General features: G+C 63.0%; 14 protein-coding genes and 3 pseudogenes. 14 read left to right on the top strand and 3 right to left on the bottom strand.

All coding sequences use genetic code 11. The annotated features are described in order from the left end of the window. From NKH29_RS31825 to NKH29_RS31770, 12 genes are all read left to right on the top strand, one after another. The coding region (locus NKH29_RS31825) for a transposase (protein WP_502893796.1) at nucleotides 1-208 on the top strand (208 nt) is incomplete at its 5' end. Nucleotides 209-551: 343 nt separating this feature from the next. Then, entirely contained in the window at nucleotides 552-1,514 is a 963-nt protein-coding gene (locus NKH29_RS31820) for an ArdC family protein (protein WP_353001344.1), read from the top strand. Further along, nucleotides 1,504-1,713 carry a hypothetical protein gene (locus NKH29_RS31815; protein WP_353001343.1) on the top strand — a complete coding sequence of 70 codons (210 nt, stop codon included), beginning with the start codon at nucleotides 1,504-1,506 and terminating at the stop codon, nucleotides 1,711-1,713. The genes NKH29_RS31820 and NKH29_RS31815 overlap by 11 nt, the downstream gene beginning before the upstream one ends. Before the next feature lie 14 nt (nucleotides 1,714-1,727). Continuing rightward, nucleotides 1,728-2,135 carry a DUF2958 domain-containing protein gene (locus NKH29_RS31810; protein ID WP_353001342.1) on the top strand — a complete coding sequence of 136 codons (408 nt, stop codon included), beginning with the start codon at nucleotides 1,728-1,730 and terminating at the stop codon, nucleotides 2,133-2,135. A 91-nt stretch (nucleotides 2,136-2,226) separates the two neighbouring features. Beyond that, entirely contained in the window at nucleotides 2,227-3,948 is a 1,722-nt protein-coding gene (locus NKH29_RS31805; protein WP_353001341.1) for a ParB/RepB/Spo0J family partition protein, read from the top strand. A 540-nt stretch (nucleotides 3,949-4,488) separates the two neighbouring features. Then, the gene (locus tag NKH29_RS31800; protein WP_023672372.1) at nucleotides 4,489-4,812 is read left to right on the top strand and encodes a DUF736 domain-containing protein; all 324 of its coding nucleotides are present in this window, start codon (nucleotides 4,489-4,491) and stop codon (nucleotides 4,810-4,812) included. 149 nt (nucleotides 4,813-4,961) lie between these two features. After that, nucleotides 4,962-5,231: a helix-turn-helix transcriptional regulator gene (locus NKH29_RS31795; RefSeq protein WP_023679653.1), complete on the top strand. Its 270-nt coding sequence runs from the start codon at nucleotides 4,962-4,964 to the stop codon at nucleotides 5,229-5,231. After that, a complete protein-coding gene (gene lepB / locus NKH29_RS31790) occupies nucleotides 5,228-5,776 on the top strand; it encodes a signal peptidase I (RefSeq protein ID WP_353001340.1) in 549 nt (182 codons plus the stop codon). Before NKH29_RS31795 ends, lepB begins: the two co-directional genes overlap by 4 nt. Continuing rightward, nucleotides 5,764-6,450 (top strand): lytic transglycosylase domain-containing protein, encoded by a 687-nt coding sequence (locus NKH29_RS31785; RefSeq protein WP_353001339.1) that lies wholly within the window; start codon nucleotides 5,764-5,766, stop codon nucleotides 6,448-6,450. Before lepB ends, NKH29_RS31785 begins: the two co-directional genes overlap by 13 nt. Nucleotides 6,451-6,634: 184 nt before the next feature. After that, nucleotides 6,635-8,605 (top strand): relaxase/mobilization nuclease RlxS, encoded by a 1,971-nt coding sequence (gene rlxS, locus NKH29_RS31780; RefSeq protein ID WP_353001338.1) that lies wholly within the window; start codon nucleotides 6,635-6,637, stop codon nucleotides 8,603-8,605. 460 nt (nucleotides 8,606-9,065) lie between these two features. Then, entirely contained in the window at nucleotides 9,066-9,398 is a 333-nt protein-coding gene (locus NKH29_RS31775) for a hypothetical protein (protein ID WP_353001348.1), read from the top strand. 468 nt (nucleotides 9,399-9,866) lie between these two features. After that, nucleotides 9,867-10,136 (top strand): hypothetical protein, encoded by a 270-nt coding sequence (locus tag NKH29_RS31770; RefSeq protein WP_353001337.1) that lies wholly within the window; start codon nucleotides 9,867-9,869, stop codon nucleotides 10,134-10,136. Between the two features lie 928 nt (nucleotides 10,137-11,064). On the opposite strand, the pseudogene NKH29_RS31760 reads toward NKH29_RS31770, so the two are convergent. After that, a pseudogene (locus NKH29_RS31760) lies at nucleotides 11,065-11,453 on the bottom strand (transposase); the annotation flags it as partial. Nucleotides 11,454-11,485: 32 nt separating this feature from the next. Here NKH29_RS31760 and nolL point away from each other — a divergent pair. Next, complete coding sequence (gene nolL, locus NKH29_RS31755; RefSeq protein WP_353001346.1) at nucleotides 11,486-12,556, top strand: nodulation factor fucose acetyltransferase NolL; 1,071 nt, start codon at nucleotides 11,486-11,488, stop codon at nucleotides 12,554-12,556. Between the two features lie 207 nt (nucleotides 12,557-12,763). Here nolL and NKH29_RS31750 read toward each other — a convergent pair. Beyond that, nucleotides 12,764-12,979, bottom strand: a pseudogene (locus tag NKH29_RS31750) (transposase); the annotation flags it as partial. A 253-nt stretch (nucleotides 12,980-13,232) separates the two neighbouring features. Here NKH29_RS31750 and NKH29_RS31745 point away from each other — a divergent pair. After that, nucleotides 13,233-14,450, top strand: coding sequence for an IS110 family RNA-guided transposase (locus NKH29_RS31745; RefSeq protein WP_353001345.1), 1,218 nt, complete (start codon nucleotides 13,233-13,235; stop codon nucleotides 14,448-14,450). Nucleotides 14,451-14,764: 314 nt separating this feature from the next. On the opposite strand, the pseudogene NKH29_RS31740 reads toward NKH29_RS31745, so the two are convergent. After that, nucleotides 14,765-14,994 (bottom strand): annotated as a pseudogene (locus NKH29_RS31740) (transposase); the annotation flags it as partial.

The following is a 14,994-nucleotide window of genomic DNA, read 5'->3' as shown; positions in this document are numbered from 1 at the left end:
TACCGCTTGCGGCCGCATCTGCATGCACAGGAAGAAGATCAACGTCTCGACCGTGCTCGCCGGTCAGAGGCTGGGAATCAAGGAGATCGACGACGGCATTTGGCTCGTCAGCTTCATGCATTACGATCTCGGTTATATCGACTTGGAACAGAGGACCTTGCAGACCATCGACAACCCGTTCGGCACGAGGTTGTCACCCATGTCTTAAGTACAATCTGTTACCTATGTCTCCGGGTTGGACAAAGCTCAGGCGGTCTCGGCCATTCGGCTTCGCCCCTTGGCGCGGGCAGCCCTTCGGGCTGTGACGGCCGCCGCCCTTGCGGGCGGCGCGGTTTGTCTGTTGGCCTTTCCCGGTGGCGCGGGGTGGGCGGCACTCCCTTCTAGGCCCGCCGCGTCAGCCCGCAACCCTTCGCGTGCCGCTCAGGGTCCTGCTCTTCGTCCCGGTCCTTCGGATGCGGTCCGCCTACCACGGCGGGCCTTTCCGGTCGCGACTCGCCGCCCACCCCGCTTCCGGGGAAAGGCGCGGCGATTGGCGAGCGGAGGATGAGACGATGCATGCAAACAGCAAGCGTTCCGCCAGCGGAGAGGCTGGCGCAGGCAAGGGCGGGCGCCCCGGCGCCAGCCTTTATCAGGAGATCACGGACCGCATCATTGCCGAGCTGGAGCGCGGCACCGTGCCATGGGTCAAGCCATGGGGCAGCGCAAAGGCAGGCCTTGGCCTGCCGAGGAATGCATCCTCTGGGCGCACCTATTCCGGAATCAATATCCTCATCCTGTGGGGCGCGGTCATCGAGCGCAGCTATCCCAGCCAGAACTGGCTCACCTTCCGGCAGGCGCTCGTGCTTGGCGGCAATGTCAGGAAGGGCGAGCGCGGCACGACCATCGTGCATGCCGACCGCTTTGTCCCCAAGGACGAGAAGGAGCGCGCACGCCACGAGGGCGATGAACCACAGGCCGTGCCTTTTTTGAAGCGCTTCACCGTCTTCAATGTCGCGCAGTGCGATAATCTTCCGGAAGACCTCTATGCCGCCGCCGAGCCGCTGCCTCAGTGCGAGATCGTGCCGCAGGCCGAGACGCTCATTCGCGCCAGCGGTGCGGATTTCAGGGTCGGCGGCGATCGCGCTTTCTACATGCTGGGCAGCGACCACATTCAGGTGCCGCCGCAGCCGGCGTTCCATCACCAGATCGACTATTACCGGACCTGCTTTCACGAGCTTGGCCACTGGACCGGCCACCCGACGCGGCTTGCTCGCGACCTCTCCGGCTCGTTCGGCTGCAAGGCTTACGCGCGTGAAGAATTGGTCGCCGAAATCACTGCCGCCTTCGTCTGCATTAATCTCGGTATCGAGCCGACCGTGCGTCACGCCGATTATATCGGCTCATGGCTGAAGGTGCTGCGCGAGGACAACCGCGCCATCTTCCGTGCCGCGAGTCTTGCCTCCAAGGCCGCCGATTTCCTGCTTGGCCTTCAGGCCGATGCCGAAGGCGAGGCGCAGGAAGGGATTGCGGCATGACGATGCGCGATCCTCAACTGACCGCGACCCAGCCGACGCCGCAGGCGAGCAGATGCTCATTCCCGGCGTTCGGCCGATCACCACGCGCGATCGGCTCACCCTCCTGATGGACGCGCCGATGTGTCCGCGCGCGGCGCAAAAGCCGCTCGATATCGGCCTCTTCGATGAAGCCAGCAGAAATCAACTCGACCTGTTCTGACAAGGAGTCTTTCCATGATCCTGATCACCGATCCACTGCGCGCACGACTGCTCGCCAATGGCGCCGCCGACGCCGACATCGACCATTTTCCCGTTGTGAAACTGTTTAATCCCACAGGTGCCGCCACGTGGCTTTTGCCCGAACTCGACGCCGATGGCGACACGCTGTTCGGCCTTTGCGATCTCGGCTTCGGCTTCCCCGAACTCGGCAGCGTCAGTCTGGCCGAGCTTGCATCCGTAAAAGGTCCGCTTGGCCTCGGCATAGAGCGCGACCTGCATTTCCAGGCGCGCTTTCCGCTCTCCGTCTATGCCGAAGCCGCCCGCATTTGCCGCCACATCACCGAGGCCGAGCGACTTCTGCGGCAGGCAGCAGACGCCCTTTCAAAGCCCCATTCCGAGCTTCCGCCCGACACGGCGGAATAGCAGCGCCGATAGGCGCAAAAACCGTCCCGCCGCGCCGGCCTTCGGCCTCTGCGGCGGGGACAACCTCAACCAAAGCGAAAGGAGAGTAACCATGCAGCTTGCCCACATCCCATTGGATCAGCTCAACATTTCCGCGCTCAACATGCGCCATGGAAAACGCGCGCCCGACATATCCGACATCCTGCCGTCAGTGCGTGCGCGCGGCGTGCTGGTGCCTCTCCTTGTGCGGCCCAACGGCCAACCGGAAACCTTCGAGATCGTCGCCGGCAGGCGGCGCTATTTTGCCGCCAAATCGCTTGCCGACGAGCGCGGCGAAGGCGATCCCTTGCCCTGCGCCATCATGGAGGACGGTGACGACGCCGATGCGCTGGAAGCCTCGCTGATCGAAAACCTCGCCCGCCTCGATCCTGACGAAGTATCGCAATGGGAGACGTTTTCGAGGCTCGTCAGGCAAGGCCGCACCGTTCCCGACATCGCTGCGACCTTCGGCATCACTGACCTCAAGGTCAAACGCATTCTGGCGCTTGGCGACCTCTTGCCCAAAATCCGCGAAGCCTATCGCCGCGAGGAGATCGACACCGAGACGGTGCGCCATCTCACCATGGCGTCCAAGGCGCAGCAGAAGGACTGGCTGGCACTCTGTGCCGATCCCGATCAATACGCGCCGCGTGGCTATCAATTGAAGCAATGGCTGTTCGACGGCCAGTCGATTTCCACCAAGGTGGCGCTGTTTGCCATCGAGGAGTATCCCGGCCTGATCACCTCGGACCTGTTCGGCGAGGACAGCTATTTCGCCGATGCCGACCTGTTCTGGCAAAAGCAGAACGAAGCGATTGCCGCCAGACGCGACACCTATCTCAACGACGGCTGGAGCGAGGTGGTGCTGCTGGAACCGGGCCAGTATTTCCACCCATGGGACCACGAGAAGACCCCGAAGAAGAAGGGCGGCAAGGTCTTCATCGCGGTCACGTATCGCGGCGAGGTCGAGTGTCACGAGGGCTGGCTGTCACGCAAGCAAGCCCGCCGCGCCCGCGAGGGCGGCGAGCAAGACGAAACAGCCGCCAAGCCGCCGCGCCCCGAACTCACCGGCCCGATGCAGAACTATGTCGATTTGCATCGCCATGCTGCCGTGCGTGCGGCCATGCTCGACCATCCCGCCGTGGCGCTGCGCCTCGTGGTGGCGCACGCCATCACCGGTTCCGGCCTCTGGCAGGTGCGCCCCGAGCCGCAGCGCGCAGCCAACGAGACGGTGACTGCCAGCCTTGCCGGCTGCAAGGCTGAAGCGGCATTCGGCAAAAAGCGGCGCGAGGTGTTGGCCTTGCTCGGATCACCGGATGAGGATGGCGTGGTCGCCGGCGGCAATGGCGACGCCTTTGCTATCGCCGGCGTGTTCGCGCGCCTCTTGGCGCTGTGCGACGACGATGTCATGCGCGTTCTCACCCTTGTCATGGCCGAGACGCTTGCAGCCGGCAGCACCGTCATCGAGGCGCTCGGCAACCATCTGAACGTCGATATGGGCACATGGTGGCAACCGGACGATGCCTTCTTCGACCTCTTGCGCGACAAGGAAATCGCCAATTCGATGCTGGCCGAGGTCGGCGGCAAGCTGGTCGCGGACGGCAATGTCGCCGAGAAGGTCAAGACGCAAAAGAAGATCATCCGCGACTTCCTGGCGGGCGAGAATGGCCGCCAGAAGATCGAGACCTGGCTGCCGCGCTGGATGAAATTCCCGGCCGAAAGCTACACCAGCCGCGGCGGCTTCCGCACCGCCGATCAGTGGACACAGGTACAGCCGCTGTTCGTCCGCGAATAATCGATCAGGGCCCGAGCGGCGGTTCTCTCGAGTACCGCCGCTCAGGTCGCGCGCGCCGCTCCGGGCCGCGCCGGCTGCCGATTGGTCGTCTTGTCGAGCCAGTGCCGCGCGCGAGAAATCTCGACGCCAACTCGCCCGGGGCAGCCCTGCACCGCGCCGGGTTGCTTGCCGAGGCGCCCAGGCGCATGGGGCCAATTGTCCGATCGGGTTGCCGACAGAGCCCGCGCAGCCGGCGCCCTGTAATGCCGCCTGCTCGTTGTGCCGCCGATCGCGCCACCTGTCTCCATGTGTCTCAGGGACCATTCCCCTGCGGCTGGCTTGACGACCTATGGGCGGATCCGGCCCGCCCGAAACCCTCGCCAGCAGCTTTTTTCCCCGCCGCCTGCGGCGGCTTCCTCGCGCCGCTTCGCTTCAAAAAAGCTGCCCGCTCGGGTCCTCCGCTATCGCTGCGGCCGTCCCGGTTCCGGCGGTCCGGACGCGCCCATCACGGTCCGCCATCGCAGGGGAATGGTCCCCTGCGAGCACCAAAGGAGACTGAAAATGACCGCGATCGGATACGTTACCAAACAGGAAAACGGCGGCTACAAGGGCCAGCTCAAGACGCTCAGCGTCCGCGCCGACATCGACATCGTGCCCAATCAGGCAAAGAGCGCCGACACCCATCCCGACTTCCGGGTGCTGACGCAAGGGGTCGAAGTAGGGGCCGGCTGGATCCGCACCGGCGAGACCTCCGGCAAGGACTATGTGAGCCTGTCGATTGCCGCCCCGGAGTTCGGCCCGCGCAAGCTCTACGCCAATCTCGGCCGCGCCGCCGGCCAGGATGACGACGACACATACGCCATCATCTGGAACCCGGTCGACTGAACCGCCAGCCTCGAGCCCCGCGCCGCAACCGGGGCGGGGCTCTTTCGGGAGGGGCGGCGAAAACTCGCCCCCCACTCTTCGCCCGTCCCCAAAACGATCTCGCTCGCCGATCCTCGCCTTCGCTTGTCCGTAACGAAACGAGGATCATCATGGACGACGAAAACGAACGCGCGGCTCGCGCGAAGAAGGGCAGTCCGTTTCTCAACACCGCGCAGGCCGCCTTCTATATCGGGCTGTCCCAGCGCACGCTGGAGAAGATGCGGCTCAAAGGCGGCGGCCCGCAATTTCGCAAGCACGGCCGCTATGTCCGCTATCACATCGACGAGCTCGACGACTGGTCGAAGGGACGCGCGCAGGAGACCAGGCCCGAGGATGCCGGGCACGATTCCGGCTCGGCCGGTGAGGGAGGCCGCTCATGAGCCGGCGTCCCACCATCCGTCTGATCGGCAGCCATCTGCGGCGCGTTCGGGCGCGCAAGACGATCGCCGTGGCCACAATAGGCCTCGGCCTGATCGGCTTCGCCGCTGTCGACAACCCATCGCCCTGGCTGGTCTGGAACGCCTCGGCCAGTGCGCCGGTCGGCCTCTATCGCGTCGCGTCCGGATCGCCGGCTCGTGGCGATCTCGTGCTCGTCCGCCCGCCAAAACCGGTCGCCGATCTCGCCGCCGAACGCTTCTATCTGCCCAGCAATGTGCCGCTGGTCAAGCGCCTTGCCGCGCTGCCTGGCGAGCATGTCTGCGCCTTCGGCGACGCCATCATCATCGGCGGCAAGATTGTCGCGCGCCGGCTGGCAACCGACACGCAGCACCGTCCGCTGCCTTGGTGGAATGCCTGCCGCAAGCTCGCCGCCGACGAGTTTTTCCTGCTCGGCAACGATAGAAACCGCTCCTTCGACAGCCGCTATTTCGGGCCGGTGCCGGCCGAAAATATTGCCGGGAGGCTCGTGCCGCTATGGACCGAGTAACCCTCCTGATGCTGGGCATAGTCGCGATAGCGCCATGCGCCTGTTCCGCCGCGACCGACGCTCAGCCGGCCGCCATCTCCCGTGGTCCGCAGCTGGCAAGATGGCAGCCCTTGGTAGCCGAAGCAAGCCGGCGTTTCAGCATTCCACAGCCCTGGATTTATGCCGTCATGGATGCCGAAAGCCGGGGGCACACAATGCTGGACGGACGGCCGATCGCCTCACACGCCGGCGCCGTTGGCCTCATGCAGGTGATGCCCGGCACCTACGAGGAGATGCGCGCAGAGCTTGGCCTGGGGGCCGATCCGCACGACCCTCGCGACAACATTCTGGCAGGCACTGCCTATCTGCGCGCCATGTATGACCGCTTCGGCTTTCCCGGCCTGTTTGCCGCCTATAACGCTGGGCCGGACCGCTACGAACAGCATTTGCAGCGTGGGCGACCGCTGCCCAGCGAGACGGTTTCGTATCTGGAAGAGCTCAAGGCTGCGGGGATTTCGGCCGCCGACATGGACGCGTTCACCGGCAAATCCCGTTCCGGAAAAGTGCTGGAAATCCCGTCCGGGCAGTCGCTGTTTTTCCTGCGAAACGGTGTTTCCGCGACCGATCCGAATGGCCAAATTGTGGTGCCGCTCGGATCGGAGCGAGCAAGGTCAGGCCGGCCGGATCGCAGGTGAGGGCAGGGGTACCGTGGGTCGGGCGGGGCAGGGAGGCAGGTCCGGGAAGGCAAGATAAAGGCATCGCCTCCTGGAGGCGGCGAAGTCTTTGTCTGCACATCGTTTTTCATGGAGGCTGCCTTCAGCGTCAGGAGAGCTTCTGCAGACAAAGCTTTGATTTTGCTCAAGATTAGTAGGAGGCTCAATGCAGGATGAAGAGTTCAAGCCGAGCCTGGGCAAAATCGGATCGCGCGGCTCGAAGGTAGGCAAGCGTTTCGCCGGCCAGATCCGCGCCGCGATCAACCGAGCCGGCGGCGGCAGCGGTCGCCGTGGCCGCTTCATCGGAAGCCGGGCGGGGCGCGGCGGGGCTGCTGCCGCCGTTCTCAGAGCGCGCGACCGCCACGCGGCGTTGCGGCAGCGGCGCGCCGTCGTCAAGGCGCGTATCGTCAAGCTGGCCGGCAAGGGTGTTGACGCGGCACGTGCACACCTTCGCTACCTCCAGCGCGACGGCATCACCCGCGAAGGGGAGCCTGGCGAGCTCTATAGCGCCGACAGCGACCGCGTCGATGGCAAGGCGTTCATCGATCGTGCCGATGGCGACCGGCATCAGTTCCGCTTCATCGTCGCACCTGAAGACGGCATCGAGTATGATGACCTGAAGCCGCTCACGCGGCGCCTCATGGCGCAGATGGAAGAAGACCTCGGCACCAAGCTCGACTGGGTCGCTGTCGATCATTTCAACACTGGTCATCCGCATACCCATATTATCGTCCGCGGCAAGGACGACCGCGGCGAAAATCTTGTCATCGCGCGAGACTACATCTCGTCTGGAATCCGTGAACGGGCGGCCGAGCTGGTCAGCCTCGACCTTGGCCCGAGAACGGACCGCGAGATCGAGCAACGCCTGCGCCAGGAAATGGAGCGGGAACGCTTCACCAGCATCGATCGGCAGCTGCTCCGCCTGCGCGACGATGACGGGCATGTCTCACCGGCCAGCCGAGACACGTTTCGCCAGACGCTGCACCAGGGGCGCCTGCGTAAGCTCGAGCGGATGGGTCTGGCTGAGGAAGTCGGCTCGGGCCGCTGGCGCCTTGATGGCGAGCTTGAAGCGACGCTGCGCCGCATCGGCGAGCGGGGCGACATCATCACGACCATGCACCGCGAACTGACCGGCAAGGGGCTCGCCCGCAGTGTCGCCGACTATGTTGTCCATGATCGTTCTGCAGAGCAGATGCAGACTGTCGTCGGCCGCATCATTGCGCGCGGCCTGGCCGACGAAATCAATGACCGCCGTTACCTCGTCGTCGACGGCGTGGACGGCAAAAGCCACTATGTCGATATCGGCAAAGGCGAGGCCACCCAACCGACGCCAGAGGGCTGCATAGTGCGGGTCACGCCGAGGGACACCGGGCCAAGGCAAGTCGACCGCACAATTGCCGAGATCGCCACGGCCCATGACGGGCGCTACAGCATCGATATCCATCTCAAGCATGACCCGTCGGCCACCGAACGCTTTGCCGAAACGCACGTGCGGCGACTGGAGGCGATCCGCCGGGCGACCGGTCGTGTCGAGCGCGAGCCGGACGGCACCTGGATCGTCGCACCGGATCATCTCGACCGTGTGTCTGACTACGAGCGTCAGCGGGCCGGGGCCGAGCCTGTCATGGTTGACAAGCTCTCATCAATGCTGCTGGAACAACAAGTCAACTTCGACGGCGCCACCTGGCTCGATCGAGAGCTGGTTTCCGACACACCGGAGGCCTTGCACAGCTCTGGTTTCGGCCGCGATGTCCGAGAGGCGCAAGGCCGCCGGCGGCAGTGGCTGATTGCGCAAGGTCTTGCTCGGGAAGAGCAGGACCGGATCGTCTATCGCGCCAACATGCTTTCGATCCTGCGTCAACGTGAGCTGAACCGTGTTGCCGGTCAACTGTCTGACGAACTCGGTCTGCCCTATTCTGAAGCCCAGAGTGGAGGTCGAATAGAAGGCACGCTCCGCCGCTCCGTCGAGCTCGCCGGCGGAAAATACGCTGTCATCGAGAAATCGCGCGAGTTCACGCTGGTGCCATGGCGGCCGGTGCTTGATCGGCATATTGGCAAGGAGGTGTCTGGTGTCATGGGTGGGGAGGGGATTTCATGGACCATCGGCCGGCAGAGAAGCGGACCAAGCATTTCGTGACATGGCTACACAACTTCTTTGCCCGCGTTGAAACGGGTACTCAGTCCGGACGGAGTTCGCCTGCTAATTGCCCGCGGCATTGATCTCGCGAGGGATAAATGGCTGGTCGTGCAAGACTTATCGTTCGCTCTACAAACAGCGCCCCAGTCATTCATCGTATTCCATGGTTCTGAGCCAAAACCCTCCTGCGCCACCACGGCACTCTTCCCGGTGCCACGGAAGCCCCGCCGACGACGGCGGTGCCGGCCTGGTTGCGCAGGGCTGCCCCCGACCCGAACAGTTGCGGCGCATGAGGACATTGCAATCACTGCAGGTGCGGCCATCGGCGCGCTCGATGCGATGGTCCGCCAGCTAGAGAGGTGGGCTGGCGCCTGGTGACAGCGCCTAGGGCTTTCGGCGGCCGCGGTACGGCGAGCAGGCTCGCGGCGTCGAGGATGAAGCCGCACTTCGCGATGTTCTTCTGCTCACACGACCGGGAGACGAGGTCGGCCCCGCGGGCCGGATGCTGTTGGCCGGGCGTGAACTGGCTGCCCATCCCGCTCAGGATCTTCTAACGGGAGAAACCTCGCTGCGGTGGGGAAGATTTCGGTCGACGCCCGCGACGACGAGGCGGTCAGCGACCTGGCCAGACGAGCTCGGCAGCTTTCCGCTGCGGCATGGTGACCGGCGCGATCATGGCCGCCGAATGAGATCGCTTCGAACGCACCGTCGGATGCTGGCTCGCCGACGCTTTACTGGCTGGGTTGGGGCCATGCGGTGCCGCTACTGGGCACCGAGGCAGCTTTGGGCATGAGACCCGATCAATCGCGGCGGGCCCGACGGTCATTGCGGCATCTGGAGTCGAGGCCGGGTCAGACCGGGCGAAAAACCTGCTCGTCGCGCAGGAGCCCCGCGTTGCGCCGTCGATCTTTCCGCCCAACTCAGCGCCGCGCCGACCAGGGCTTGCCATTCCCCCGAAACTGAGGCCAAGGCGACGGACCCCCCTGCGTATACCGACGCTATACGCGCGCCCGTCGGCGAGCGAACCGTGGACCTCACACAATCTGAGGTGCTGGTGACGATGTGCATCACTCCACCCACGAGCTCACCCGTGCGCCCGCGGTGCTGCGAACCCGCCGACGAATATTTGGCAGAAGCCGGAGTGGGCGCTCAGCCGCGACGTTTTTTTGGCCTTGACCGGGCCGGGCGGCGACCCGAGCGTCGGGACAAAAACCCGCAAAGGCGGAGGGCACCGGCCCGGTTGAGGCGAGGCCATGATGATGTGAGGACGATCTCCGGGCAAAAATTTGCGGAGATCGATGCTGTCCTGGCGCGCTCGTCGAAGATTCTGAGCGGCGCCGACCTGGCTGCTCGAAGGGAGAACACTTTACTGCGTGACCGGCCGGACCTGATTGCGATCTCGATTGGAATAAAGAAGAACGACGGCCGAATGGCAGGGTTGATCGCCAAGGTGCGCGATCTGCCGGCTGTCCTGCGCGCATGCGGCAGTCGCCACCATGAGCTTTACGACAAAATTGCCGGCACAGGCTGATTTCAAGAAGGTCTTGCTCTATGCTATCAGGAGGCGATCGCACGCAGCGCAAGATCGGCCAGTGCGGATGCTGGCCACGCTGCCCGGCGCGTCGTGAGATGTTGCCCGTCGGATGGTGACGCTTTAGATCAGGCGGATCTCCACCCAGCGCCGCGCAGGTCGAACCCAGCGATTTTGTGGCACGCGCTCGAAAGGTGCTGCACCGCGGGAATTGCCGCCTCATCCATGCACTGCAAGAGTCACGAAAGGACGGTGACCCCCGAAGCAAAGTCCTATCCGTGGGCACTCACGTGCGCCTGATGCGCACGTATCCATCGTGCGCATGCGTTCCATAAACACAATCGATTTTACCGACCAAAGAGAATAGCGGATACCGCCCGTTTCTTGAGGAAGGCTTATGGAACGACCGGCGCCGCTTGACCATTCGAAACCAATCGAAGTTGGCCGGCGCGAGCCCTGAGTTCCGGTTGATCTACATTCCAGGCGGCGGCACTGCCGCTATTGAGGCGATGAGGACGAAGTTCAATGGGAATATTGGGGCCTTCTAACCCAGAACAGGCCTGTTCCGCTTGTGTCGTGCTGCGGCCCTCATCCTCTCCATTACCGGCTGGATTGGGGTGCGACAATCCAGAATGGGATCCGAAGATGCCGTGCGTGAACCACTCTAGAACCAAAGTGGAAGCAGTAACGGCAGGATATCGGCTGGAGGTCTGATGCTTAATCACAAAACAGTCGGTTCGAAGGGGCGCGATGGTGACCTGCCACTGAACTGTCATCCAGCGGCGATTAGAGCCTGTACCGTTTCTGTTACGCCGTAGGGCGCGGGTTGAGCAACCGGCGGAGACGCGAAGCCGCTATTGAGCGTAGCGTCGGAGCTGGTTGCGGCGAGGGTTCCGGCGAAGACCGCCGGGGTCTGGTATCCGAGCGAGGAGTGCGGTCTCGCGGTGTTGAAGTCCTGCCTCCATTCGGCGATGGCGCTGCGGGCGTGGTCGAGGCCGAAGAAGATGACGGCCTGCAGATGCGCGACGGCTTCGCGCTTGGCGGCGGGCCCTACCATTTTTTTGACAGAAGCTCGCGAAGTGCCGAGGCTTCCAGCATCTGGTCGGCGAGCAGCTTCTTCAGCTTCGCGTTCTCGTCCTCCAGAGCCTTCAGGCGCTTGGCGTCGGACACGTCCATCCCGCCATACTTCGCCTTCCAGTTATACAGCGTCGCCTCGGAGACCCCATGCTTGCGGGCGAGGTCGCCCGCCTTCGCACCCGCCTCGTGTTCACGCAGAACCGCGATGATCTGCTCTTCCGTAAATCGCTTCCGCTTCATCAGTCCGTCCTTCGATCAAGGGCAGGACTCTAATCTCAGATGGAGGAAATTGCCCGTGGCAGGTCAACCCGTGCCCAGAAGGGACAAAGGCCAGAGACCTAAGCTTCGATTTCGCCAAAGGCGTCCTCATTATATTGGTGATAATTGGGCATTTGTTACAATATGTTATCTATCGAGGCACTGACGACTTTTGGCTGTCGCCATATTTTAAGTCGATCTACATGTTTCACATGCCTCTGTTTATGGCGATAAGTGGATATCTTTCTTCGGGAGCGATTCTGCGCAAATCGCTCCCTCAAGGCGTCAGTGATCGAGCAATGCAACTAGTATTGCCAATGCTTTTTTGGTGTGCGTTGATTTGGATATCGAAGGCCGCCGTAATGTCTTCGGCGAACAGTTTAACCAGTGGAATGTTGGATTTTTTTAGGGAGTTCATTGGCACATACTGGTTCATCTGGGCAGCTTTCGCGTCCTTCGTCCTGATAAAGTTGCTCACGACTTTCAATGGCTCGTCGGTGTGGATCATAGGCGCATCTGCAATTGCGATCGCATTCGCGCCCGTCCCGTGGTCAATAACCCCGTTGGTACGATACACATACCCATTCTTTTGTTTGGGGTTCTTGTTTGCGCAGCCGATCGGATGGCAGGCAGCTAGCATCAGGCGCCACAAGGCTATTTTTGTGGTGTTACTTTCGATGGCTGCGTTCACGTGCTTTCTTGTTTGGGGAAAGGAAACGTACGTCTACAACAATCTTGTTTTGATCTACGATGCACAGTCGGCCAAACAAGTGTTGCTGATGTTCGCTGGCTCGGTAGCAACTTCTGCAGTGGCGATGCAGCTTATATTCCTATGCTGGAGAGTTGGCTATTCAACTCGCGTAGCTCGCTTTGTCGCGCTGGAGCTTGGTCAGAGCACACTGCTGCTTTACCTGCTTCAGGGTGCCGTGTTTCGCTTCATGGATCTAATACCGTTCGGAGAGCTTTGGGATCTCGCGAGCAGAATCGAGTTCGCCACTTTGCTTGGTTTGGCGATTGTTGTCACAGCGATGACAGTTCGCAGGATTGTGCGCCACCTTGGATATGTGTCGCGGAGCTATGCTTAATTTATGATGTGACTGCCGACAGTTGGCATTGAAGTCATTGGCGAGCCATGCCGGCGTGGCATTCCCCTCACGGATCACTTGATCCGCCGCCCGAAGTAAGGCGTGCCTGTAGGCCGGGATCGGTCCCGAATGCTCGTAGGACGGCAATTCGCTCGGGAGCCCGATCAGATGGAACTGTCAGGAATTCTGTGCGCGAGGCCGGTTTCGTCATTGGCTGACGAACCTTTCGCCGAAGACGACGGCGAACTGGGGCTTGGCCTCGAACCATTCGCGCGGCGGTCGTTTCCATTCCTCGGCCGCGTGGTTCAGCACCAAATATAGCAGCTTCATGGCCGCATCGTCACTGGGGAAGTGTCCCCGGGTGCGGACGGCGCGGCGCAGCTTGGAGTTCAGCGCCTCTATGGCGTTCGTAACCGGTATGATCATGACGGTGCCATCCAATCCCCGCTGGAGATGAGCGATTTTCGGCGTATGGTGCGACCATCCGGGACAGGGGGACCGGGAGCACGCCAAGTGCGGGCAGGCCGATGTATTCGATGAGCTGCGAGCTCGCGTTAGTAGCTGGCCGCCCCTGCGACCTGCCCGGTTGCGCCGAGAGCGCGGATCCGTAGGTGTCGCGTCGCCCGCCGGCTCCCGACTGTTTGAGGAGAGGGAGCCGATGAGACGTGTGATTGGAATGGACATCCACCGCACCTTTGCGGAGGTGGTGGTTTGGGAAGACGGCCGGCTGCGCCATCACGGACGGGTCGACATGACCCGCTCGGGACTGGAAGGGTTCGGCCGCAGTTTGCGACGGACGGATGAGGTTGTCGTCGAGGCCACGGGCAACGCCATGGCGGTGGTGCGGGTTCTGTCGCCCTATGTCGGCCGGGTGATTGTCGCCAACCCGATGCAGGTGAAGGCGATCGCCCATGCCAGGATTAAGACCGACAAGATCGATGCCGGCGTTCTGGCGCAGCTCCATGCCAGCGGCTTTCTGCCGGAGGTCTGGGTACCTGACGAGCGGACCGAGCGGCTTCGCCGCCTCGTCGCGCGGCGCAACCAGGTCGTGCGGCATCGCACGCGCGTGAAGAACGAGCTGCATGGCATCCTGCAGGCGCACCTAGTGCCGAAGTGCCCGCATGCCGATCTGTTCAACAATCGCGGTCGCGCCTGGCTCGAGCGGCAGGTGCTTCCCGACGACGAGCGGGCCGCTATCGCCCGCCACATCCGCGAGATCGATCGCCTGGCCGAGGATCTGGCTGACCTCGATCGCGACATCGCCCGGGAAGCGGTTGATGATGCGCAAGTCCGGCGGCTTCAGACGATCACCGGCGTCAATGTCATCGTCGCGAGCGGTATCATCGCCGCGGTCGGCGAGATCCGGCGGTTCCGCGAGCCGCAGAAGCTGGTGAGCTACTTCGGCCTCAATCCGCGTGTGCGCCAATCCGGTCTTGGCTTGGCGCAATATGGCCGGATCAGCAAACATGGGCGTTCCCATGCCCGCGCCATGCTGGTCGAGGCCGCCTGGGCGGCGGCGAAGGCGCCCGGACCGCTCAGGGCCTTCTTCCTACGCATCCGTAACAAGCGTGGTCATCAGGTCGCAGCTGTGGCGGTCGCCCGCAAGCTCGCCGTGCTGATCTGGCATCTGCTGACAAAGGAGCAGGACTACTTCTGGGCTCGCCCGGCGCTGGTGGCGGCAAAGCAGAGGCAGCTCGCTCTCAAGGCCGGCGCGCCGGGCGAGCGCGGTGTCGGTCGCCGCGGTTCGGCTTACGCCTACAACGTGAAGGAGTTGCGAAACAGCGAGAAAGCCGCGGCCGAGAATGCCGAACGTGCCTACGAGCTAATGGTTCGGCATTGGCGGTCACGAGGGCCGAAGCGGCGCACGGACGCCACAAACGAGGAACGACTATAACGGCTGCGTGGCGGCACTCTCATCCTCTCGCACCACTCTTTGCCACGTGGTCGTCCGTGCCGGACAAATATAGCACAAGGAAATCTGGCGGCACGACCTACGCCCTCGGTCCGCTCCAGAATGGCGCCGTGCTCGACGCCGTCAAGGCGTGGCCTGGAAACCTCGCAGCCGGCCGCGGCGCCATCGCACCGGCCAGCCTTGACTGCGTCTCGACACGCTCGCATGGGAAATCCTGTGGGCCGGGACGAAGAAACAGGCTCACCTGAGCCGAACAAAGAAACGCAACAGGAATCGAAAAAGTCGAAATCAGGCTTGTCGATGTCATCCGTGGTGTAGATGATCCGCCGCACGCTTTCGGGATAGGCAAAGAATGGGACGACGTGCTGCCAATTGCGCCGCCAGCTTTGGGTAATCGCCGGATACCGCTGCCCCCAGTAGCTGGCTTCGAAGTCCTCAAGGGCCTTCATGCCGGCTTCGGCGTCCTTGGCCCGGTAGATCGCGCGCAGCGCCGGCACGACGGACTTGCGGTCCTTCCAGGACACGA

This window comes from Mesorhizobium sp. M1295 (assembly GCF_040318135.1).
In the GTDB taxonomy this organism is placed as follows: Bacteria; Pseudomonadota; Alphaproteobacteria; order Rhizobiales; family Rhizobiaceae; genus Mesorhizobium.
This window is presented reverse-complemented; position numbering and strand designations above follow the sequence as displayed.